19 protein-coding genes are annotated in these 23,690 nt (G+C 58.5%); 5 read left to right on the forward strand and 14 right to left on the reverse strand.

Annotated features, from left to right (window positions below):
- Nucleotides 1-101: 101 nt before the first annotated feature.
- Nucleotides 102-1,073, reverse strand: a complete 972-nt coding sequence (locus ACKUG4_RS03120; RefSeq protein WP_210552744.1) for an XdhC family protein — start codon at nucleotides 1,071-1,073, stop codon at nucleotides 102-104.
- A gap of 91 nt (nucleotides 1,074-1,164) precedes the next feature.
- Between ACKUG4_RS03120 and ACKUG4_RS03125 the strand changes: the two genes are divergently transcribed.
- Nucleotides 1,165-1,950 carry an alpha/beta fold hydrolase gene (locus ACKUG4_RS03125; RefSeq protein WP_210552743.1) on the forward strand — a complete coding sequence of 262 codons (786 nt, stop codon included), beginning with the start codon at nucleotides 1,165-1,167 and terminating at the stop codon, nucleotides 1,948-1,950.
- On the opposite strand, the gene ACKUG4_RS03130 is transcribed toward ACKUG4_RS03125, so the two are convergent.
- The 13 genes from ACKUG4_RS03130 to ACKUG4_RS03190 all read right to left on the reverse strand — a co-directional run bounded on the left by ACKUG4_RS03130 (nucleotide 1,943) and on the right by ACKUG4_RS03190 (nucleotide 19,097).
- Complete coding sequence (locus tag ACKUG4_RS03130; RefSeq protein WP_445433401.1) at nucleotides 1,943-3,295, reverse strand: MFS transporter; 1,353 nt, start codon at nucleotides 3,293-3,295, stop codon at nucleotides 1,943-1,945. The two genes, ACKUG4_RS03125 and ACKUG4_RS03130, sit on opposite strands and share 8 nt — an antisense overlap.
- A 101-nt stretch (nucleotides 3,296-3,396) precedes the next feature.
- Complete coding sequence (locus ACKUG4_RS03135; RefSeq protein ID WP_445433402.1) at nucleotides 3,397-4,200, reverse strand: enoyl-CoA hydratase/isomerase family protein; 804 nt, start codon at nucleotides 4,198-4,200, stop codon at nucleotides 3,397-3,399.
- A gap of 19 nt (nucleotides 4,201-4,219) precedes the next feature.
- On the reverse strand, nucleotides 4,220-5,758 hold the full coding sequence (locus tag ACKUG4_RS03140; protein ID WP_445433403.1) for an AMP-binding protein: 1,539 nt from the start codon (nucleotides 5,756-5,758) through the stop codon (nucleotides 4,220-4,222).
- Nucleotides 5,759-5,763: 5 nt separating this feature from the next.
- Nucleotides 5,764-6,264 carry a (2Fe-2S)-binding protein gene (locus ACKUG4_RS03145; protein ID WP_064596717.1) on the reverse strand — a complete coding sequence of 167 codons (501 nt, stop codon included), beginning with the start codon at nucleotides 6,262-6,264 and terminating at the stop codon, nucleotides 5,764-5,766.
- Between the two features lie 2 nt (nucleotides 6,265-6,266).
- Nucleotides 6,267-7,073 carry an FAD binding domain-containing protein gene (locus ACKUG4_RS03150; protein WP_445433404.1) on the reverse strand — a complete coding sequence of 269 codons (807 nt, stop codon included), beginning with the start codon at nucleotides 7,071-7,073 and terminating at the stop codon, nucleotides 6,267-6,269.
- Nucleotides 7,070-10,069: a xanthine dehydrogenase family protein molybdopterin-binding subunit gene (locus ACKUG4_RS03155; protein ID WP_445433405.1), complete on the reverse strand. Its 3,000-nt coding sequence runs from the start codon at nucleotides 10,067-10,069 to the stop codon at nucleotides 7,070-7,072. Before ACKUG4_RS03155 ends, ACKUG4_RS03150 begins: the two co-directional genes overlap by 4 nt.
- A 162-nt stretch (nucleotides 10,070-10,231) precedes the next feature.
- Nucleotides 10,232-12,442, reverse strand: coding sequence for a putative bifunctional diguanylate cyclase/phosphodiesterase (locus tag ACKUG4_RS03160; protein ID WP_445433406.1), 2,211 nt, complete (start codon nucleotides 12,440-12,442; stop codon nucleotides 10,232-10,234).
- Between the two features lie 501 nt (nucleotides 12,443-12,943).
- On the reverse strand, nucleotides 12,944-14,332 hold the full coding sequence (locus tag ACKUG4_RS03165; protein WP_445433407.1) for an LLM class flavin-dependent oxidoreductase: 1,389 nt from the start codon (nucleotides 14,330-14,332) through the stop codon (nucleotides 12,944-12,946).
- A 35-nt stretch (nucleotides 14,333-14,367) separates the two neighbouring features.
- Entirely contained in the window at nucleotides 14,368-15,213 is an 846-nt protein-coding gene (locus ACKUG4_RS03170; protein WP_221397371.1) for an amino acid ABC transporter permease, read from the reverse strand.
- A complete protein-coding gene (locus tag ACKUG4_RS03175) occupies nucleotides 15,210-16,031 on the reverse strand; it encodes an ABC transporter substrate-binding protein (protein WP_445433408.1) in 822 nt (273 codons plus the stop codon). Before ACKUG4_RS03175 ends, ACKUG4_RS03170 begins: the two co-directional genes overlap by 4 nt.
- A gap of 138 nt (nucleotides 16,032-16,169) precedes the next feature.
- Nucleotides 16,170-17,195, reverse strand: coding sequence for a sensor histidine kinase (locus ACKUG4_RS03180; protein WP_445433409.1), 1,026 nt, complete (start codon nucleotides 17,193-17,195; stop codon nucleotides 16,170-16,172).
- Between the two features lie 10 nt (nucleotides 17,196-17,205).
- Complete coding sequence (locus ACKUG4_RS03185; RefSeq protein ID WP_085610326.1) at nucleotides 17,206-18,666, reverse strand: ATPase domain-containing protein; 1,461 nt, start codon at nucleotides 18,664-18,666, stop codon at nucleotides 17,206-17,208.
- Complete coding sequence (locus ACKUG4_RS03190) at nucleotides 18,663-19,097, reverse strand: hypothetical protein (protein WP_445433410.1); 435 nt, start codon at nucleotides 19,095-19,097, stop codon at nucleotides 18,663-18,665. The genes ACKUG4_RS03185 and ACKUG4_RS03190 overlap by 4 nt, the downstream gene beginning before the upstream one ends.
- Before the next feature lie 266 nt (nucleotides 19,098-19,363).
- Between ACKUG4_RS03190 and ACKUG4_RS03195 the strand changes: the two genes are divergently transcribed.
- The 4 genes from ACKUG4_RS03195 (at nucleotide 19,364) to ACKUG4_RS03210 (ending at nucleotide 23,690) form a co-directional block, all read left to right on the forward strand.
- The gene (locus ACKUG4_RS03195) at nucleotides 19,364-20,809 is read left to right on the forward strand and encodes an ATPase domain-containing protein (protein ID WP_166742306.1); all 1,446 of its coding nucleotides are present in this window, start codon (nucleotides 19,364-19,366) and stop codon (nucleotides 20,807-20,809) included.
- A gap of 24 nt (nucleotides 20,810-20,833) precedes the next feature.
- On the forward strand, nucleotides 20,834-21,196 hold the full coding sequence (locus ACKUG4_RS03200) for a response regulator (protein ID WP_039768563.1): 363 nt from the start codon (nucleotides 20,834-20,836) through the stop codon (nucleotides 21,194-21,196).
- A gap of 508 nt (nucleotides 21,197-21,704) precedes the next feature.
- Complete coding sequence (locus tag ACKUG4_RS03205; protein WP_440812533.1) at nucleotides 21,705-22,688, forward strand: LLM class oxidoreductase; 984 nt, start codon at nucleotides 21,705-21,707, stop codon at nucleotides 22,686-22,688.
- A gap of 459 nt (nucleotides 22,689-23,147) precedes the next feature.
- A complete protein-coding gene (locus ACKUG4_RS03210) occupies nucleotides 23,148-23,690 on the forward strand; it encodes a DUF3833 domain-containing protein (protein WP_445433411.1) in 543 nt (180 codons plus the stop codon).

A 23,690-nucleotide genomic window follows, 5' to 3' on the forward strand; every position in this document is an offset into this window, starting at 1 on the left:
CGGTCCATGGTTCAGCAACACTTGGCTAGCCACTATCGCGCGCGACTGACCGAGCGTCTACCTCGACTTTCGCAGCCCCCACGTTCGTCGGAAAAACCGCCTTACAGGGCATGGCGTTCTTTGCCGTGATAAACACGCAGGATATCGGCCACCACCGCCAGAGCGATTTCCGCCGGGGCCTTGCTGCCCAGATCGAGGCCGATGGGCATGTGTAAACGGGCGATCTGTTCATCCGTCAGACCACCGATGCGCTTCAGCCGCTCGGCGCGTTTGGCCGAGGTTGCCTGAGAGCCCATGGCGCCGATGTAAAACGCCGGGGTGTGGACCGCTTCCATCAGCGCCAGATCATCGATTCGCGGATCGTGAGTCAGCGCCACCACCGCGGTCGCCGCGTGGCAGCCTCCGGCGGCAATGAACATCGAAGGCAGCACACGTTGCATCTCCACGCCTTCGAGATGCACATGCAGCATCTCTTCCCGGGGGTCGCAGGCGATAACTTCGCATCCGATGGCTCGGGCGAAACTGGCGCAAACTTCAGCGACCGGCGAGAGCCCTGCCAGAATCAGGCGTAACGCCGGGCCAACGCTGATGCGCACTCTTTCGTCGTCGACTTGTACCCGTTCGCTGCCGTGCCCCGCGTCCGGGTCCAGGCGCAAGGCACCGCTGCTCAGCTCGATATGACGCTGAAGACGTCGCTGACCGAGTAACGCCGCTTGCAGACTCTCCAGGTGTGCGATCCATTCAAGGCTGGCATCGCGGTGTTCGACCAGCACGATCAGCACACCACCACAGGGCAAACGCAGACGGTGGCGTTGCTCGACGCTGTCGCCATAACTGACGATCTGCGCCGGTTCGCGTAATTCACCGCGCGTCAGGCTTTCGAGAAACTCCTCTTCGACGCAGCCACCCGACAGCGAGCCGACGTGTTCGCCCGCGCCATTGGTCACCAGCATCGCACCCGGCGCACGCGGCGCCGAGCCATAGGTGGAGAGCACTGTGCACAGCCATTGGGCCTGCCCGGCGCGAGCCCATTGCAGTGCCTGGTCGATCACCTGAACATCGAGATGACGCATGTTTTCAATACCTCAAGCAAAAGCGTGGTGCTGCATGCGGGGTTACGTTTACGGTAACCTGCGAGCAATCTTGTTCAATTGTTGATTCAACATGTCGCCACAACAGTTTTTGCAACTTGGGCCGCTGCGCCTGGAATATCGCCAAATCCCTGCGGCTGAGCCTTCGCGACCGACGCTTGTGCTGTTGCACGAAGGCCTCGGCAGCGCCGAACAATGGAAAGACTTCCCCCTACGCCTGGCCCAGGCCAGCGGTTACGGTGTGGTCACTTACAGCCGTCAGGGTTATGGGCAATCGAGCCCGGTAACCCTGCCGCGTCCGCTGGACTACCTGAGCACCGACGGCCCTCGTGAACTGCGGCAATTGCTCGATGCCTTGCAACTGCCGCAAGTGGTCTTGCTCGGTCACAGTGACGGCGCATCCATCGTCCTTGCCTATGCCGCCACCAACGATCCACGCGTGTTGGGCAGCATCGCACTGGCACCTCACGTGATTGTCGAGACCGAGAGCCTCGATGGCATTCGCCATACCACCGAGGTGTGGCATCAGGGCGAATTGCGCGAGCGCCTGGCACGTCACCATGGGACCAATGTCGACGGCGCTTTTCACGGTTGGAGCGACAGTTGGTTGCACCCGGACTTTTCCCTGGACGATCTCGAAGCGCAGTTGGCTTATATCGAAAAACCGCTGCTGGTCATTCAAGGGCGCGAAGACCACTACGCCACGCCCGAGCAACTGGTGGTCATCCAGCGACAGGTATCTGGACCGTGCCGCTGTGTACTGCTGGATGACTGTCGACACTTTCCCCAAACCGAAGCGACCGAACGGACCTTGCAGCTGATCGGCGAATTCCTGGAGCACCTCCCCGCCTTTACTTGAAATTGCCTTGGGTTTCTGGAATCACCAGGCTGCCAATCAGGTAGATCACCGACAGACCGACGGCGAAAAACGCCAGTACCATGGGGATCTGCGCCGGGCTGCTGCTGACCAGAGAGACAAAGGTCGGCATGGTGCCGCCGAGGGCGAAACCGATGTTCCAGGACAACCCGGTGCCGCTGGCTCGCAGCTCGGTGGCAAAGCGTTCGTTAAGGAAGATCAGAATCGGCGCGATGATCGCCCCGCCCATGAAACCTATCCCCACGCAATACAGCGCAGTGCGGGTCAGCGAACCCGGGTCGGCGACCCCAAGGAACATCATGGGCAGGCCCACCAGGTTGATCACACCCAGCAGCATGAAGGTCTTCTTGCGACCGATCAGGTCACTCAGGTAACCGAAGGCCAGTGCTCCGACAATGGTTGCCACCGACCCATACATGAGCAGCTGCGAAGTCTGCGTATGAGGCACTTTAGCGACCACATTGAGCAATGTCGGCAGATACCCGCAGGCCAGGTAATACGTGGCACCGCCGCCGAATGTAATCAGCAGATTGACCAGCATCACGGCGCGGTACTCGCGACCGAACAGACGCTTGAGTGGCGACACGACCACTACCGCCGGCCCCTTGGTTTTGCGGGCTTGTTGCAGTTGCCGCCAGACCGGACTTTCATCCAGGTAACGGAACATCACCAGTCCGAAAAATGTGCTGAGCAGGCCGCAGAAGAACATGAAGCGCCAGCCCCAGACGTCAAATTCCTCCCCGGGAAAGATCTCCGACAACACCAGATAAGTGAATGACGCCAACAGCGCGCCCATGCCGGCACCGGCGCCACCGATCAACCCGGACATCAAGCCGCGATAGCGCGGCGAGATGGATTCGGTGCCGATGGTGTGAGTGGAGGCAACGATGCCGCCCACGAAAATGCCCTGAATTACACGTAATAACAGGAACAGTATCGGGGCCAATATGCCGACTTGGTGAATGGTCGGCAACGCACCAAACAGTGCCGTGGAAATACCGACGCCGACCATCGATACCATCAGCGCACGCTTGCGACCGTGTTTGTCGGCATACGCGCCGAAGATCGCCGAGCCCAGCGGACGCACCAGCAAGGCCACAGCGAACGAGGCATAGACCGCGGCCAGCGACAGGGTCGGGGTGTCCGAGGGGAAGAACATGCGGCCGATGATCGGCGCTACATAGAGCAGAATGAACAGGTCAAACAAATCCAGTGCCCAGCCGAATGTTGAAGCAAATGCCGCGAGCAAGGCCTTGCCCGGTGGGATCTGCGGTGTATCGGTAGTGGCGCTGGTGGGTGATGCAGTTATTGTTGTTGTCGTGGTCATGATTGCCTCACACAAGCGGTGAATCAAAAAGGGCGGCAGGCCCTGCTCCGTAAGGCGTACGCTATTGCCAACATACTCCCGGGCCTGCTCACTGGTACGATTTACTCGCCGATAAACACGGCCGTACGCTTGCTGTGAAACGCTTCGACGCCTTCCTTGAAGTCCTTGGAGCTACGCAGGCGGCTGTAGCAGTGACCTTCCATTTCGATCGCGACCGTCAGCGGCGCATCTTCGTTGTCGTTGATCAGTTTTTTCGCCGTGCGCTGAGCCAGCGGCGAGAAACGACGCAGTTCGTCGACCAACGCATCGACAGTGCTTTCCAGTTCGGCATCCGGCACGACCTCGGTCGCGATACCCCAGGCATACGCCTGGTCGCCCGTGATGCGTTTGGCGCGCATCACCATGTGTTTGGTGCGGGTGATGCCGATGATTTTCTGCAAGCGTGCGGAGCCTCCCGAGCCCGGGATCTGCCCCAGGTTCTGCTCAGGCAAGGCGTAGCGAGTGGTTTGCGAAGCAATGCGGAAATCGCAGGCCAGGGACAGTTCGAAACCGACGCCGAAGGTGTAGCCACGGTTGGCAACGATCACCGGTTTTTCACAACGTGCCGGTGCCGCGACATTCCAGGCCAGCTTGGAAACATGCTCCGGCGAAGCTTCGAGAAAGCCTTTGATGTCGCCACCGCTGGAGAAGTGTTCGCCCACCGAGCGCAGCACGATGACGCGCACGCCTTTGTGTGCATCGAGGGCTTCGAAGACCTGGCGCAGTTCATCACGCTGCCCCATGGAAATGACGTTCAACGGCGCGCGGTTGAGGATGATGTCGGCGCGCTCGCGAGCCACATCGACTTCAACCTGAAAGCCATCGAACTGAGTGTCGAGAAATTGCTGGATCGCTTGCTGTTGCATGAGAGTGTCCTCTGGATGATTAGCTGATGGCCTTCAAGGCCTGTTCCTGAAATTCGGCCAGCAGCACGCGCCGCAGCACCTTGCCCACTGGAGATTTGGGAATCTGGTCGATGAACTGGTACCGCCGTGGCCGCTTGAACTTGGCCAGGCCCGAAGCGATGCAATGGGCATCGAGGTCGCATTCCGAAACGTCGGCGCGGAGCTTGATGAACGCGGCAATGATCTTGCCCCACTGCTCGTCCGGCAGACCGACCACCACCACTTCTTCCACCGCCGGGTGCAGAGAGAGCATGTTTTCGATTTCTGCCGGGCTGACGTTTTCGCCGCCGGTGATGATCAAGTCATCAACACGACCCGTGACGAACAGATCGCCTTCCAGATCGAAGTAGCCGATGTCACCGGTGAAATACCATCCGTCACGCAATGCCTTGGCGGTCGCTTCGGGGCGGTTGAGGTAGCCTTCGAACGCCTCGTCACTCGCCAGGTCGGCGATGATCTGGCCCTCCTCCAATGGTTTGACTTGCACGTTCGCCGTTTCAGCATTGATCGGCACCACGCGCACGCGCTGGTTCATTGCACTGCGCCCTGACGAGCCGGGTTTGCGACTGGCTTGCTGGTCGATGGTGAAGGTGTAGATCTCCGAGCTGCCGTAATGATTGACGAACAATTGCGGCTGGAACGCCTGCTCGACACGACGCATCAAGCCGTCGCTCATCGGTGCACCGGCAAAGCCGATTTTTTCCACACTGGCGACTCGCTCGCGAGCGAAGGCCGGGTGTTCGATGAGCATGTGGTAGAGCGTCGGCACCAGGTACAGGTTGCTGACCTTTTCCCGCTCGATGGCCTGCAGCGTGGCTTCCACGTCGAACTTCGGCACACAGACGAAATGCCCGTCGATCAGCGCCATCGACAGCAACGAACGCACGCCCATGGTGTGATAAAGCGGCATGACACCCAGCGTGCACTCGCCCTGGCGATAAAGGTTCTGCGCTACGTGGGCAACCGCCGCGGCGCGTTCGCTACGGTGCCGACGGGGCACGCCCTTGGGCTTGCTGGTGGTTCCGGAGGTGTACAACAGCAGTGAAAAGTCTTCGGCGTCGGCCTCCAGAATGATGCCTGAGGGGCTCTGCGAACACAGTTCCTCGAAACTCAGGTCGGTGTTGGCGGCACAGAGTCTGGTGGCGATCCGTGGCAGCCTCGTGGCGGCGCTGCAACCCGCCACGGCGGTCACTGTAGCGTCGTCGTAAGCCACTGCACGGATTTGCGCATCTTCGATGCAGTAACCCAGCTCAGCGGCAGTCGAACGCCAGTTCAACGGGGTCATGACGATGCCCGCAAATTGACAGGCCCAATGCAGGGTCGCCATCTGCCAGCGGTTCTGCATCACAACCAGCAGTCGATCACCGCGTTGCAGTCCAAGGCATTGCAAGCCCCGAGCGGCACTCTGGATATCGACGAACCAGTCTTCATAAGTTTTCTTCAACGCACCGTCACTGACCGCCACAGCGTGCGGCCGGCGTTCAACGGCTGCGAGGAAACTGCGTCCGAGATCGAACATTATTGTTATACCCCTTCGTTCGTTTGGCGCTGGGCAGCGACTTCGAGCACGGCCTGGACGATGCCGGTGTAGCCCGTGCAGCGACATAGATGCCCGGAAAGCATGTCGCGCACCTGGGTCTCGTCCGGGTTGGGTACCCGTTCCAGGAAATCCACGCAGGACATGAGAATGCCCGCTGTGCAAAAGCCGCACTGCAGGGCGTGATGACGGCGAAAGGCTTGTTGCAGATCGCTCAGTGTGTCGTCGTCAGCCAGCGACTCGACGGTCTCGATACGCCGCTCGTGCCCCTGCACCGCGAGCATCAGGCAGGAACGCATGGCGACTCCGTCCACCAGCACCGTGCAGGCACCGCAGACACCGTGTTCGCATCCGACATGGACACCGGTGGCACCGAGGTCGTGGCGCAGGAAGTCGCAGAGTTGGGTCCGCGGTTCAGCCAGGGCTTCACGGGAACGGCCATTGAGTTCCAGGCGAATCGGAAAGGTTTGGTCGGCAGTTACACGCATGTTCAGACTCCTTCGATCAGCTGATGACCCAGTTCGCGAATCAGTTGGCGGCGATAGGCAGCGCTGGCCTGAACGTCGTCTTGTGCATCGAGCGACCAGGCGGTTTGATTGAGCGCGTCCGGCAGCCCTGCACCACGAGGCAGACTGCGACTTTGCGGACGGTCAGCGACCCCGCCGATGCCGAGTTCAACCTGGTCCGCGCCGATGGCCGCAGCCAGGGAGACAATTGCAAAGTCGCCGTGGCGCATGGCGATTTCGCGGAAGCGATAGGTGATGCCTTCACGCTTGAGCGGAAAACGCACCTCGACGACCAGTTCGTCTGCACGCTTGTCGGTGGTGAGAATGCCTTGAAAGAAATCCGCAGCCTTGACGACGCGCTTGCCTGTTTTCGACTCGAGAACGATGTCGCCGCCCAGCGTCACCAGGCACAGCGGCAATTCGGCGCTCGGGTCGGCATGAGCCACCGAACCGCAGACCGTGCCGCGATTACGCGTCTGGAAGTGACCGATCCATGGCATTGCCAGTGCCAGCAAGGGCACCTCGTCCATCAGGGTCGAACGCGCCAGCAACTGCGCCTGTCGTACCCCGGCCCCTACAGCCAGGCAATCCTTGCGAAGTTCGATATAGGCCAGTTCAGCCACATGATTGATATCGATCAGTAACTTGGGTTGAGCCAGGCGCATGTTCAGCACCGCCATCAGCGATTGGCCACCGGCGATGATGCGAGCTTCCTGGCCGTACTCGGCGAGCAACTCAACCACCTGACGACGGGTGTCAGCCCGAACGTAATCGAAAGCTGCTGGTTTCATTGCGCACCTCCCTTGCCAAACAGCGCGCCAAGCGAGGCTCGCAAACGCGCCCACCAGCCGGTGGAGATGGCTTGGCCGCTGACCCGTTGCGACAGGCGAGTAAAGATTTGTCCGATGATCACTTTCGAGGCCCCTTGCAACATACGGCCGCCGACCGCGGCGACTTTGCCGCTGACCGCCACCTGGTATTGGTATTCCAGACGTGTGTGGCCATTTTCCAGTTCGACGAAACGAACCTTGGCCTGGCCTTGAGCAGAGCCCATCGAACTGCTGCCGGAACCGGACAGACGCAATGAATGCGGCGGGTCCAGATCACTCAGTGCAACCTTGGCCTCGAAGCGCGCACGGATCATGCCGACGCCGACGGTGACGTCTGCGCGGTAACGGTTTTCGCCTTCAAGCACGAGGTCGTGGCAACCGGGAATGATTGCCGCCAGCGTCTGCGGGTCGAGCAAGGTATCGAAGACCTGTTGCGGCGCAGCAGGAATCACCACCGAGTCGTTGGCCCGCAGTGCCGGTCCACCGGCAGCTGCCGCGTCCAGGCTTTCGTCGGGTTCCATACCGGCAGGCCGTGGCGTCTCCTCGATCCCGATCAGCGTGCGTAATTTCGATGGCGTCAGTGGCAGACGGATGTCCGAGCGACCCAAGGCGTCGGCCACCGCGTTGGCGATGCACACCGGCGTGCTCATATTGTTGCCCTCGCCCACACCCTTGGCGCCCAGCGGGGTGAATGGCGATGGCGTTTCCATGTGCAGGATCACCGGTTCGATGACTTCCGGTGCGGTCGGCACCAGATAATCGGCGAAGGTCCCGGAGAGGAAGCTACCGTCCTCGCCATAGGCGAATTCTTCCATCAGCGCCGCGCCGAGGCCTTGGGTGAACCCACCACGAATCTGGCCATCGACCAGTGCCGGGTTGAGCAGGCGGCCGGCGTCATGGCAGGTGACGTAGCGATCGATGTGGATCTCGCCGGTCATGCGGTCGATTTCCAGACCACAGATGTCGAAGACAAAGCCGTAGCACAGCGAGCTATTGACCTGATCCTGGTCATCCGGTGCCTCCAATTGCGGCGGGCTCCAGAACGCAGTTTCACGCAGACCGCCGTTTTCCCCTTCCGGCAGCAGGCCCGGCGACCAGTGGGTCGCACCGGCAATCCGATGGAATGGCGCCACCGCCCCGCCATTGACGACAAAAATTTTGCCGCCCGCGAAACGAATATCTTCTGGACTGGCCTGCAATTGCTCGGCGGCAATCGCGGCAAGGCGATCACGGATTTTCAGTGCCGCCTTGTAGACGGCACCGGCCACAGCACCGGCGAAGCGGCTGGAATAGTTGCCCGAGGCAATCGACCAGGCATCCTTCTGGGTATCCAGCTCGACGTTGACCACGATGGATTCCAGCGCAACCCCAAGCACTTCGGCGACGACCTGAGCGACGGTGGTTTGATGGCCCTGCCCTTGGGGTGCCGAGGACACGTGCACACTGACGTCACCCAATGGGCCGACGTTGATGGTGGCGGTGGCGACAGCGCCGTTTTTCGGACCGGCCTTGCGCCGCTCTTCGGGTGTCATCGCGGTGGTGATGTATCCCATGTTGGAAATCGAAGGCTCGATGACGGCGGCATAACCGATGCCGTAGATCCGGCCTTCGGCACGCACCTGATCACGACGTTTGAGCAACTCGTCGAGACCGCCATCAGCCGCCGCCAAGGCAATGCCTGCCTGGTAATTGCCGGAATCGAGCAACGCACCGGCGGCCGCGCGATAAGGGAAGGCATCGGCTGGCACCAGGTTGCGGCGGATCACGTCCAACGGATCAAGCTTCAACTGCACGGCGATGTGTTGCAGCAGCCGTTCAAGGGCGAAATACACCTGCGGGCCACCGAAACCACGGTTCAGGCCGGAAGGAGTTTTGTTGGTCAGCACCACTCGATTGCGCACTTGCAAATTGCGGATCGCGTAGGCACCCGTCAGGTTGCCGTGCATGCGGTAGAAAGTCGCCGGTTCAGGCGCTCTCAGGTAGGCACCACAATCGTCGATCTGGTCATAACGCAAAGCGGTGATACGGCCATCCGCTTCTACCGCTGCTTCAATTTCGGTCACCCGATTGGTCGCCGAAGAAGCCCCCTGAAGATGTTCCAGACGGTCCTCGACCCACTTCACCGGTGCACCGACCTTGCGTGACGCCAGCCCCATCATCACCACGTAAGGGAAAACCCCTTGCTTGATGCCAAAGCTGCCGCCGGAATCTTTCGGTGTACGCAAACGGAGGCGGTTGCCGGGTACATTCAGTGCCCGGGCCATGACCGTGTGCAACGCATAGGGACCCTGAAAATTGGCCAGCACGTCATAAATGCCGGTGGCGCGCTCGTACTGAGCCAGCACCACATAGCATTCGATGGGCGTGCAGGAACTGCGCGGAAACTTCACTTTGAGCGAGACCTTGTGCGGCGCCTGCTCGAAGGCCTGCTCCGGCTCGCCATAACGAAAGCGCCGTTCGTTGACCACGTTGCTGCCGACCGCTTCGTGCAGGATCGGCGCCTGTTCGGCGGTGGCCCGTTCGGGATCGATGATCGGTGGCAGCGGCTCGTATTCAACGCGCACACCTTCGATGGCGTCCTCGGCCAGATAGCGGCTCTCAGCGATCACTACGGCCACCGGCTCTCCGACGTAACGTACCTTGTCGACGGCGACGCACCAGTGCTCCATCGGCTGCCGGACACCCACCGGGAACGGCAGCGCCCAGCGTTTGACGTCTTCGCCGACCAGCACGCCGTGCACGCCTTTCATCAGCAGCGCACTGGAAAAGTCCACCGAGGTGATCCGCGCATGAGCGTGGGGTGAACGGATGATCGCCGCATGTAGCGTACCCGGAGGGATCGCAGCGTCGTCGGCATAGCAACCGAGGCCGCGCAACAATGCGGCGTCCTCGACACGGGGCTGGCGGGCTCCGATGTGGCCGGTCTGGCTTTCGGTAGCAGGTTGGAAACTAGTCATTTTTTCGCGGCTCTTGTTGTTGTGCAGCGCGATAGCGTTAGAGCCGAGTGTGTGAGAAAGGCGCCGGGAGCGCCTTGCCTGGGGAGAGGGAGTTCCGCGCTGGAGTCTGAAAATTTGCCTTAGCGTCTGATTTTCAGGACTGGCACCCGACAGAATTGGCGGTCAGGGATGCGACGCGGGATGACTCAGGAACGCTTCGATTTCTGCATAGGGCATCGGTTTGGCGAAGTAATACCCCTGAAAGACATCGCAGCGACTGCCCTTCAGGAAATCCACCTGGGACGCCGTTTCCACGCCTTCGGCAACCACCGTCAGGCTGAGGTGATGGGCCATGGAAATAATGCCTTGGGTAATCGCTGCATCGTGGTGGTCGGTGGCGATTTCCTGGATGAACGAGCGGTCGATCTTGATCTTGTCGATGGGCAAACGTTTGAGGTAGCTGAGGCTGGAAAAACCGGTGCCGAAATCATCGAGCGCAATGCGTATACCCAACGCCTTGAGCCGGCACAGCGTGTCGATCGCCTGTTCAGCGTTATGCAACAGCAGCGATTCGGTGATCTCCAGCTCCAGCTGCTCACCACGCAGGCCATGTTTCTCCAGGGTAGCCTGGACACACTGGACGAAATGGCCACGCTGAAAATGCATCGGCGAAATATTCACGGCCATCGAGATACCGGTGATGCCCTGCTCGCCTAGCTCGCGCAGGTGCGCACAGGCCGTATCGAGTACCCAAAGGCTCAGCGGGATGATCTGACCACTGTCCTCTGCCACCGGCACAAACACCGCGGGTGAAATAAATCCTTTTTCCGGATGCTCCCAGCGCAGCAACGCTTCGATCCCGACCACCCGCCCCGTGCGCGCGTCTACCTGCGGTTGATAATGCAGTTGCAACGACTGAGTCTCGATAGCCTTTTGCAGGTCATTGCGCAGGCTCGCGTGTTCGCAAACGCGCTGATTGAGATCGCTGGTGTACCACTGAAAGTTGTTGCGCCCTTGCTGCTTGGCTTTGTACATGGCCATGTCAGCCTGCTGGATCAGTTGCATCGGCTGCTCGATGTGGCCATCGCTCAAGGTGATGCCGACACTTGCACTCACGTGCAGGTCAATGCCCTGGATGCAGTAGGGTCTGGCAATGCTGGCCATCAATCGCTCGGCTATTGGAACAACGTCCTCATCGTGAAGCAGGTCCGGCAGCAGCACGATAAATTCGTCACCGCCCATGCGTACGACGGTATCACCGGGACGAACCTGCTGAGTCATCCGCTGCGCCACTTCAATCAGTACCTGATCGCCGAAGTAGTGTCCGATCGAATCGTTGATGGATTTGAACCCATCCAGATCAATACACATCACCGCCAGACGACGCTTGCGCCGACGACTGAGGTGACAATCCAGAACAAGCCGCTCTTCAAGCGAAACACGGTTAAGCAAGCCAGTCAGACGATCATGGCAGGCGTTGAAGCTCAATTGGCGCTCGAAATGTTTCTGCTCGCTGATGTCCCGGGCAATGCCAAATACCCCGACGATCTCTCCGTTGACCATGATCGGCAGATTGGAGATGTCCATGGTCAACAGTTTTTTACTCTCGTCGAGAACCCGCGCCTCGAAGCGTTGAGGCTCTCCGGCGCGGGCTGCGGAAAAATGCTGACTGACCCGTTCCAGGTCCTCTTCGAGTACCAAATGGGAAAAGTGATGACCAATGAAATCGGTTGCCGTATGCGGTTTCAGCTTCAGGCCTGCCGGATTCACACTCTGGATGTTGCCGGCCAGATCGAGGGCGAACACCGGGTTGGGGTTGTAGGTGAACAACGAACGGAATTGTTGTTCGCTTTTCTCCAGACGTTGGCCGTCACGCTCATGGCGGATCGCAATGACCGCCAGTTGGGCTGCGCACGACAGACGTTGAACTTGTGCCTCATCCGGGGCATGGGCGCGGTTCTGGTACAGAGCGAATGTACCCAACACGCTTCCTTGATGGGAGAGCAAAGGCACCGACCAGCAGGAACGCAGGTTATGCCCCAGCGCCAGGCTGCGAAAACGCTCCCAATTCGGGTCACAGGCGATGTCTTCGGTTATTACGAGCTCGCGCCGGAACGCTGCGGTGCCGCAGGTGCCTTCCTGAGGGCCGATGGCCATTCCATGAATCGCGTCACTGTATTCGACCGGAAGACTGGGCGCTGCGCCATTCAGCAAGCGTTTGCCCTCGGCGTCGGTGAGCAATATCGAGCAGAAGGTCTCGGGGGCCTGTGCGTCGTGCATCTGGCAGATGGCGCAGAGTATGTCGCCCAGATGATGATCGGTCGCGATCATACCGAGGATGTCACGTTGCGATTCGGGGAGTGTCTTGTGGTGAAAGCCTGGACGAGTATTCATGGCGGTTCCTGAAGACTCTCTAGGTCGTCCGGTCTTCAGAGAGCCAGAAATAGTGGCGGCCGATCACTGTCCACTAGTGCGTCGGACGCGCACTCTATAGAGCACCAGCCAATGAATAAAAGGCTCAGATCCAATTTTAAAAACCGTATCAGGCTGCCAACGTTTGCAGGAATGGTCGGGGTGTTCGGCATTTGAAAGGCTCGATCGCACAGACACAACGTCAGCCCCTGAGATACAGCAGATTATCCCTCGCCGACTTCAAGAACGGCATATTTCGACTGAGCCCTTTTGCTAGCTTATTCAAACCACAGGGCACCCCATATACCGGTGCCCCGGCGTTGCTCTGACCTCCCTCCGTCCCTGCGGTTAACAGCCCCCATCAGTCCTCTAAGGAGCTAGTTGGATGACAACACAATCTTCGAATATCCACGCCGTGGATTCGCAAACGGCTCAACAGTTTTATATCAATGGTGGCTGGTGTTCGCCGGCAACGCGCTGCCATCAGCCATGAAGCGCCTTGTCGAAACGGAACGAAGCCCCATAGGCCGAGGCAGGCAGGTGATTAGAATGATCTGCCCGCAACCGCGAGCGGAAAGTGCCACTCTGCGGTTGAGTACGGTACAGACCACGCTTTTGCAGTTCGGGAATAACCAGTTCGACAAAATCCTCAAGGCTGCCGGGGCTGATCAACGGGTTGAGCATGTAGCCGCTGGTGCCGGAAATTCGCGCGTGCTCTTGGATGCGCTCGGCGACTTGCTGCGGTGTACCGACGAGAATCAGGTCGCTGCCACGGGTAACGCTGGCGAAGCGCTTTTTCACATCACCCGCCGTCAGCGGCTGACCACTGCCATCGGGGCGCATCACGTAAGAGGTCAGGCCTTCGGTGTGCGTCGAGAGTGCATCGCTGTCGGCGTAGCGGCTGATGTCGATGCCGGTGTCGCCGGCGTAACTGACCAGTTGTGCCTGCAAGTGATAGTTGCTTTGCAACTCGTCGTATTTGCGCTGGGCTTCGATTTCGGTTTTGGCCGTGACGATGCGCAGTACCGTCAACGATTTCACGTCTTCACGTTGACGCCCTCGCGCCTGAGCCTTGGCCCAGATGTCTTCCAGGCCCTGACGGATTTCCTGCGGGTTGGACTTGGCGATGAAGATCAGTTCCGCATGCTTGGCGGCGAATTCTCGACCGCGTCCCGACCAGCCCGCCTGAATCAGCAACGGGGTGCGCTGCGGGGACGGAGCGGTCAGGTGCGGCCCGGCCACGCGATAGTGCGCCCCCTCGTGATTGATCGGTCGCACTCGCTCGCCTCTGGCATACAGCTGGCGGGCCTTGTCGGCAACCACGGCGTCGTCGGCCCAACTGCCTTCCCAGAGTTTGTACACCACATCGAGAAACTCCTCGGCGCGTTCATAGCGATCGTCATGCTTGATCATTTGCTCCAGCCCGAAATTGCGGGCGGCGCTGGACAGGTAAGAGGTGACGATGTTCCAGCCCACTCGCCCATTGGTGAGGTGATCAAGCGTGCTGAAGCGCCGGGCGTGGGTGAACGGATGCTCATAACTGGTGGTCACCGTGACACCAAACGCCAGGTTTTCTGTCACGGCCGCCAACGCTGGAATGATCATCAACGGATCGTTGGCCGGTGCTTCCACCGCCCATTTCATGGCTGCATCGGCATTGCCGCCGAACACATCGTAAAAACCCAGCACATCACCAAAGAACAGCATATCGAGATGCGCCTGATCGGCAATCCGCGCCAGGTTGGACCAGTAGCCCAGCGAGTTGATCGCCAGGCGTTCGTCAGCCGGGTGCGTCCACAGACTCGGCGCACCGCCGCACCCGACACTGGCTTGTTCATAGAGTGCAAAAAGCAGAGGTTTAGGATCGGACATCTTGGTTCCTGCAAGAAATCATTCAACGGAATGGCTCAGCGCTGATGCTTGAAGCCTCTGCCGTAATGGCGTTCGAGGCGATGCTGGATCAGTTCGAGACCGATGGATAACAGCCAATAGATGGCGGCTGCGGTGGTCAGCATTTCAATGTAACGGTAGGACGAACGCCCATACGACTGCGCCAGAAACATCACTTCCCAAACACCCATGACCGAAATCAGGGACGAGTCCTTGAGCATCGAAATGAACTGGCTGGTGGTCGGCGGAATGATCGTGCGCATGGCTTGCGGCAGGATGATATGGATGAACGTCGCGGCCGGCCTCAGGCCCAGTGCGGCGGCTGCTTCGCGCTGACCTGGGGCAACTGCGAGGATGCCGGCACGAAAAATCTCACTGAGATAAGCCCCGTAGTTGAGCGACAGCGCGATGATCCCGGCGCTGATTGCGCCTGGCACCACGCCCAACTGCGGCAGCCCCAGATAGATCAACAGGATCTGGATCAACAGTGGCGTGCCGCGAAAGAACGAGGCGTAGAAGCTGGCGATACCAAACGCCACTGCGCTGCTCGACAGCCTGGCCAGCGCGGTGACAAAGCCCAGCAATAGCGAAAACCAGATCGAGCAGAAACACAGGAATATCGTCAGCGCGGCGCCTTGCAAGAACCCGTTCGGCCCCAGATGCAGGCCGACCAAGTTGGGCAACTTTTCCACAATGATCGAAAACTTCAGATCGAAGCGCATGAAAAACCACACGCCCAGACCCGACAGCGCCGCCCACGTCAGATACAGGCGCGTGCGAAAGCCGAACAGCTGACGTGTCAGTGGCGGCTGCTTTTGCGGGCTGACAGCCGCTTTGGCCGGATGCGGATTGATGGCTGTCATTGGCTGATATCAGAACCGATCCACTTGCGGGATATTTTGCTCAGCGTGCCGTCAGTCTTGAGTTGCGCAATGACCTCGGTGACTTTCGCATTCCATTGCGGATCGCCCTTCTCGACCGCCACGACGTTCGGCTCGGCATACAGTGGATCTCCGGCAATCTTGAAACGCGGATCCTGAGCGATGCGTTCACGCGCGGTGATGAGGTTGGTGACCATGGCATCCAGGCGCACGCCGGTGCCCAGTGCGAGATCCTGGAAGGCAACGGTTTCATTGTCGTAAGGGGCGATCTGGACATTGTCGAACGGATAGCTCAACGGTTTGTCCTCGGCGCCTTCAATGACCAGATCCTTGTTCAGATAGGCCTCATAGGTCGACGCACTGATCACACCGACTTTTTTGCCGGACAAGTCCTTGCCGGTGACTATCTCCTTGTCCTTCGCATTGACCACGATCACCGCCGGTGACTGGTAATACTCCACGGGGAAGTCGAACACTTCGGCCCGCGCCTTGCTCGGTGTCATCGAGCACACGCAGATGTCGTATCGACCGTTCCAGTGCCCCGCGGCAATCACGTCCCAGGAAGGTGTTTCAAGTTTCAGCTTGACCCCAAGGCGCTCGGCCACAGCTTTAGCGACATCCACATCGAAGCCGTCGAGCTGGTTCTGGTCATTGAGAAAAGAGAACGGCGGGTAACTCTCCATCAGGACACCGGTGAGCTCACCTTTTTGCGTCACGCGATCAAGGGTGGGCCCCGCGAATGCTGCCGCGCAACTGACGGCGAGCGCCAGGCCAAGTGTAAAATGTGTGGGGATCTTCAAGTGCGAATGCTCCAATCAGGAAATTTCTGGTTAGATTAAAACGCACTATAAAATTAATATGAACTTCGTTTTAGGAATAAAAAGCTACGCTTGAGCTATATGAAATTCAGGCGCCAAGATGTCGACTTGTAGATGGCGTCAATGTTCAGCCAAGGGCAGTTTCATGACGAACTCGCTACCCTTCCCTTCTCCCGAGCTGGCCCCCGTCACAGTACCGCCATGGGCTTCGATCAATTCCCGCACGACCGTAAGTCCAATGCCCAGGCCTGCGCCATTGAAACCGACCGCGTGAACATCCTGTACGAACGGCTCAAAAATGAACGGCAGTGCCTTGGGCGTTATTCCAATACCGGTATCGCGAATGCATATCGTCAGGTGATCGACTTCAATCGTCGCAGTCAGTGAGACCGTGCCATTGGCGGGCGTATATTTGGCGGCGTTGCCCAGTAGATTGCCGAGGATTTGAGTGAGGCGCGCTGGATCACCATTAACCATCAAGGCGCATTCCGGCAGATTCGAGCTGAAACTCAAACTGTTAGCGATCATGAGCGGGCTGCAGGCATCTATCGCCTCATGAATGATTCGAGCCATATCGACACGCTGGCAATCAAGTCGAAACTTGCCGGTACTGGCGCGAGCGATATCGAGCAGGTCTTCGACCAAGCGGGACATCTGCTTCACTTGCCCCTCTATCAACACCTGCATGCGCGGCAGTTCTTCACTCGGCACACGTACCAGCCGGCCGGCAATCATGCTGATGGGTGTCAGAGGATTGCGAAGTTCGTGTGCAACCAGGTTGAGGAAGTTGCGTTGCTGTTCCAGCGCATGTTCAGCGGCCGCCTGCAAATCCTGGGCACTCAGCGCGGCTATCACCAGCTTCTCGTTTGCCTCGCGCAATTCGAGATACATTTGCTGCTCTGCCTGGGCGACTGTCGGATTTTCTGCATCCGACTGCGCCGACAGGATTGACAGCACCAGTTGCTGGTTGGCTTCAATCAATTGTTCGACATGGTGGCTATCGACGAGCTGGGCATTGGCCTGGTTGAGTTCTTTATGAACCGCTGCCAGCACCGCACGCGCCGCCACCGTTTTCTGGCCGAGCACGAACAGTTCGCGTGCAGCGCCAGCGATGGCTTGCTCATTCTTGCCGTGACCCTCGCTCATGATATTTCGCTCATCCTTCGATGGTGACCGCGCGCTGCTGGGTAGGACGTCCCCCTAACAACCCTTCCCTGTCCGGCAACATTTCGCCGATCTGCAAGCCATCATCATCTATCCGGTACAACCTCAACTCGTCGGAATGCGCGCTGGCCCGCACCTTGACCACGGCCATGATGCGCAACAAGCGGCTCTGCACTTCTATGTAGCGCTGGACGATGATGGCATCGGTGAGAAACGCCGTGCCGTAAGGACTGAAACGCAGGTCGGTGTAGCGATCCTCCAGCTCGGAGGTCATCAATACACTGACACCTGCACTGGTGAGAGCGGTCACCATGCGTGACAGCGACTCACGAAAGTCTTCGCGGAATGTCGGAGCCAACGCCAGCTCAAAGCCTGACAGGGAGTCAATCACCAAACGAGTAGCGTTCAGGCGGTTGATCTCGCTCAACAGTAACTGGACGATTTCGTCGATTGACAAGTCTGGCGCGCGACTATCGACCAAACCCACCTTCCCGCCCTGAATCAACCCGGCGAGGGTGGCGTTCTGGGAGCGATTGGGACGCTGCTCGAATACCGCGATCACGCCGGTCTCACCATTGCGCACGCCTTCGGCGAGGAAGGTCGCAGCCAGAATGCTTTTGCCCGAACCTGATGGACCTGCCACCAGCAGGGAGTATCCACGGGGCAAGCCACCGCCCAGCATTTCGTCGAGTTGGGGCACACCCATTTTCAGGCGCTGCATCGGAAACGTCAGCGTGGGTTCAACGTGGTTGAGGGGGGCCGGTGCGAAAACCTTTATGCCTGATGTAGCGATGCGAAAGGTGTGCAGCCCCGGCAGCGTCGGCTGGCCGCGCATCTTCATGATTTCCATCTTGCGCACCATGGAGTTACGTTGAACGCTCTGACGCAGCCAGATCAGACCATCGGCCACCGTGAAAATAGGGTTGGTGTCAGTTTCAGTGAAATATTCACCGATCAGGAAAGTGGTGGCCTGCCAAGTGGTCATCAACATGCCTAACTGCTGAATGAACTGCGGCAAGTTGTTGTTGGGATTGTCCTGGGTCTGGCTCGCGAGCACCACTGAACGAAACGAATCGACGAACACCAGCGCCGGAGAGTACGCCTCAACCTCAGCGACGATTCGGCGTAGCACTTCGTCCAGATCCCCCGCCAGGGTGTCACTGGCCAGGTTGATATAACGGATTGACTGATTGACGGCTTCCTCGTCGAAAAAGTCGAATTGCTGTTGGTAACGCAACATCTTCAACGGAGGCTCGCCGAGCACGGTGAAGAACAGTGCCGGACGCTCGGGCGTCGCCAGGGCAAACATCATCTGATGCGCCAGGGTAGTTTTGCCACAGCCAGGCGGGCCGGCGATCAGGTTGAACGAGAACTCCGGCAATCCTCCGCCCAGCACCTCGTCCAGTCCTGGCACTCCAGTGGACAGACGCTTGATAGTCACTTTGGTGTTCATGGCGAGTTTTCCTGCGCAGATATGTCGCTCAAAGAAGGTTTCCACACGTCACGAAGCAAGCGTGCGGTGAGCGAGGGCCCGATCAGCGTAGTGAGCAGTTCGTAGAAGGTGGTCAGCATCACTTCACCAAACAACAAGGCGTCTGCTTCGCTTTCTGTAACGAGTTCAGAATGAAGAGCGTTCAGACCCGGCGCGGCTTGTACACGATCAGACAGGGGGGCCAGGTGTGGTTGGCGGGAGGCGCAGAGATGAAGGCTGCGTCGGTAAAGCGCAGCGACTCCCTGCTGACCGATGATGGGGGTAAGCGCTGTGTGCATAGCCTCCAAAATCGAGACAGTCGCTTGCGCGATACTTGCAGTATCAGCATTGGGGCCAACCCGGTGCGCCAGAGCAGCTACGATCTGGCGGCTCTCTTCGTTTAGCGCGGACATGGCTAGCTGATTTCTGATGGGCAGGTCTTGATAGTACACCCTGCAAGGCGTTGCAGAGACTCAATTGGCCCGAGAACCTTCTTTACTTTCGATTCCCCCGATTTATCGCCCACATTGAGGCTTCGCAGCTCCAGATTTAAGCGAATGAATAACTTTACCGGCACTGCTGCCTGAAACGTCAGTGAAGTGCAGATAGCCCCGGCACACAAATGGCGTTAGCATCCCGTACATTCGGTTTAACAGCATGATTTCAAGATCAGGGTCGCATAGTGGAAAAGTTAAATCGCCTTCAGAGTGGAATCGAAGGCCTGGATGCTCTGCTCAAGGGCGGATTGGTCTCAGGCGCTTCCTACATTATTCAGGGGCGTCCAGGGTCGGGCAAAACGATCCTCGCCAACCAACTTGGATTCCATCATGCGCGCAACGGCGGCCGTGTACTGGTAGCGACACTGCTTGCCGAATCCCATGACCGGCTTTTTCAGTTTCTGTCCACCTTGAGCTTTTACGACGCTTCCAAAGTTGGCGCTGAAATCCAGTTCGTCAGTGCATTCGATACGCTGGAAAATGAAGGTCTGGATGAAGTCGTAAAACTGCTGAGGCGTGAGATCAGCCGCCAGAAGGCGACAGTCATGGTTGTCGACGGATTGCTGAACGCACGCTCTAAAGCCGACTCGCCAATCGACACCAAGAAGTTCATCTCTGAATTGCAAGGGCACGCTGCATTTGCTGGATGCACCGTGTTGTTTCTCACCAGTTCCCGACTGGATGACGGCAGCCCCGAGCACACCATGGTGGATGGCGTGATCGAAATGGGAGAGGAGCTTTATGGCACCCGCTCGGTGCGTCGTATTCAACTGCGTAAAACCCGGGGTAGCGCGGCACTGACCGGACTTCACGAGTGCGAAATCACCGAGAACGGTCTGGTGGTTTATCCGCGCCTGGAAAGCCTCTACAGCCACCCCTCTTCGCCCGACAGCGCCAACATGACGCGCATCCCCAGCGGTATACATTCTCTGGACACGATACTGGGTGGCGGGCTGCACAGTTCCAGCGTGACGCTGGTCATGGGCCCATCAGGAATAGGCAAGACAACCCTAGGTCTTAAATTCCTGGGTGAGTCGACGGTGAAGGCACCGGGCCTGCATTTTGGCTTTTATGAAAGCCCGGAGCGGTTACGCCTGAAGGGCCAGTCACTAGGAATCGACATCAAAGGCATGGAAGAAAGCGGTGCGTTGAGCATCGCGTGGCAACCGACCACCGAAGGTCTCCTGGACGGCCTGGGCTCAAGGTTGCTGAGCATCGTCGAAGAAAAAGGCATCAAGCGTCTATTCATCGACAGCCTTAGCGGCATGACGCGGGTGTCGACGAATCCAGCCCGAATTACTGACTTTTACAGTGCCCTCATGAACGAATTACGTTCCAGGGGCGTGACCGTGTTTGCCTCTTGGGAGATGCGAGATCTGTTCGGCTCCGAGATCAGTTCACCAAACTCTGACCTGTCCAGCATCGTCGACAATCTGATGCTGATGCGGTTCTTCGAGAATGACTCTGAACTAAGCAGAACCATTTCCATTCTAAAAGTCAGAGATAGCTCTTATGACCCTTCGCGATTTGAAGTGGTCATCCGTGACCAGGACGTTGATCTGAAAAAGGCTTCAAGAAATGAACCGCCAGTTCCTAATCCTGCAGCCCTGCCAGGTTCATTTTCCTAGGTCTTCTATTCAGGTTGCATTCTCATGACCACCATCCTGGTTGTCGACGACGAATATTTGATCGCTGACATTCTCGGCTTTGCGCTGGAGGATGAAGGCTTCATGGTCGTGAAAGCCAGCAATGGCAAAAAAGGGCTTGAGGTACTTGAGCGAGAGCGCCCTGACCTGATCATTACCGACTTCATGATGCCGGTAATGGACGGACTCGAATTCGCCACGGCCGTCCGCGCCCTGCCCTCAGCGCATCTCTTGCCCATCATTCTGATCAGCGGCGCGCAAGCCCACCTCGGCATGGAGAGATCGGACTTGTTCAATGCTGTCCTGGAAAAGCCTTTCAATATCGATTCAATCCTTGCTACCGCCAGGCGACTGCTGGCTGCAAATTGAAACGGATTGAATCCATCTCCAAGACTGAACCTACCCGCTCGGCCCTGCATGCCTGATGGCATGCAGCTTTCACCCTTTGCTGGAACCGCTCGAGATTCATCGATGATTCGCTCAATGACCGAAGACATGTCGAGTGGGACTCGATGGACCATGATCCTGCCACCTGCTTGTGATCGGGTGAAGTCGCAAAGGTCTCCCACGATGTGCGAGGCACAATGGCGCAACACGGCAATACCGCCTACGCTGATGAGGTAACCTCTGGGCCCGTTTCCGAGTTGACGGTATCGAGCCGGGAGATGATTACTTTTACCGTCCGCTTATCACCCATCCGGACCTGCCCGCGCATATCGCCAGCAACTGGCTCCTCAATCCGGTCCAGCCGACCGGCAGTACGGCGCAATGGGCAAAGCTGCACTCAGCCCCCCCACCTGTCGTTCCCAAGCGACCGATGCCGCAGCACCTCTGGCAACGGGGCGCTGTTCACGTTCTGCCACTGAGGAAAATCAGTATGTATCGGCCGAGCACGATTCCTTATCAGCAGCATCGAGGGTTCAGCCGAACCTTCACGCCGGGGCATTTGAGCCTTGGATTGTTCTTTCCCATGGAGGCCTTCGACGGCGACACGCCGAGCATGCTCAACCAGGTCGCATTGGCGAAACAGGCCGAGGCACTGGGCTTCAGCGCGCTCTGGTTTCGTGACGTGCCGCTTCGCGATCCCGGATTCGGCGATGTCGGCCAAGTCTTCGACCCCTGGGTCTACCTGGGTTATATGGCCGCCCATACATCGGAAATTGCGCTTGGCACCGCCTCCATCGCCATCCCTTTGCACCATCCCCTGCACACGGCCAAGGCGTCAGCCAGCGTCGATCAGTTGAGCGCAGGTCGCTTGATTCTTGGGGTGGCGTCCGGCGATCGCCCGGTGGAGTTCTCGGCTTTTGGCGTCGATCCCGAAAGGCGCGGGGATATCTTTCGCGAGCACTACGCGGTGATTCGCCGAGCCCACAGCACCAGTTTCGAACCCATCCACTGGAGCGCCGGGGAAATGCGCGGCGCGGATCTGATTCCGAAACCGACCACCCAATTCATTCCAATGCTCGTGACCGGCAATAGCCGTCAGTCACTGGATTGGATCGCGCGCGAAAGCAACGGATGGATCAACTATCCACGCATACCGAACATGCAGAGACTGGTCGTGGAAGATTGGCGGCTGGAGGTCACGAAGCAATGTGGTTCCGTCTATAAGCCCTTCACTCAGTCGCTTTACATCGACCTTGATGAAAACCCGTCCACGCCACCCACTCGCATTCATTTGGGGTTCAAACTCGGACGCTACCATTTGCGGTTTTTGCTGGAGTCGCTTGAGGAAATCGGCGTCGATCACGTCATCCTGAATCTCAAATACGGAAAGCGCCCGGCAGCGGAGGTTATTGAGGAGCTGGGTACTCACATCATTGCGCAATTCGGTGCACAGCCAAGTCCGACAGCGCATTGATCTGTCGGCCACTCCTATCCCCGCAGGATGCTCACTGAGCATCCTGCGCCTCACGGTCCGGCGTTCACTGCGCTGGATATTGCCCAGTACCAGCGCTCGACCGGCAGACCGGCCAACCGCTGTTTCCAGGGCAAAACGTTCGGCATCGCGTTAAGGCGCAGCAAGCGCCCTGCGTGAGGGAAGAAGTATTGTCAGATGGTTTTTTTCAGCCTATCTTGATTTATACCTATACAGACCATCCAACCACGTACAACTATTTCGCGATGGCTTGCCCTCACGTACAGCGCTGCCGCGAGAAAAACAAAGCCGGCCATCGCCGTAAGACTCTCGTTGACGTCGTCAAAAGTCGAGCGTCAAGGCCAGCCGGGGAAAACGATAAACCTGTACATGTCCAGCCCACCGTACAAGCAAATGGTTCGAACCTGGCCTTCGACACCTTTGCAATCAGGGAGTAAGGCAATGACGCGATTCCTGCTGTTACTGACACTGATATTCAGCATCGCAAGCTGCACCAGCGTGGACGTCGCCCGTTATGCCGACCAACAACCAGCACTGGATCTGCATCGGTTTTTCAGCCAGCCCGTCAAGGCCTGGGGAATGTTTCAGAAGCGCAGCGGCGAAGTGACCAAGCGTTTCGAAGTGAATATCGTCAGTCGTCGCGAAGGCAACAACCTGATTCTCGACGAGCGCTTTCTGTACAGCGATGGCACCCGCCAGCACCGCGTATGGACATTGACGCCCGAGGACCAGGGACGCTGGAGCGGTCGCGCCGGCGATGTAGTCGGCGTTGCCCAAGGCCAGGTGGCGGGCAACACATTTCACTGGCGCTATCGGCTGAACGTACCGGTCGACGATTCGACCTATGAAATGAGCATGGACGACTGGATGTTCCTGATGGATGAGGACACGTTGATCAACCGCACCCGCATGTCCAAGTTCGGCGTGGAGGTCGGCCAGGTGACCTTGTTCTTCCGTCGCCAGGGCACCGAAGCAAGCCAATGA

The organism is Candidatus Pseudomonas auctus, from assembly GCF_048654275.1.
Taxonomy (GTDB): domain Bacteria; phylum Pseudomonadota; class Gammaproteobacteria; order Pseudomonadales; family Pseudomonadaceae; genus Aquipseudomonas; species Aquipseudomonas pharyngis.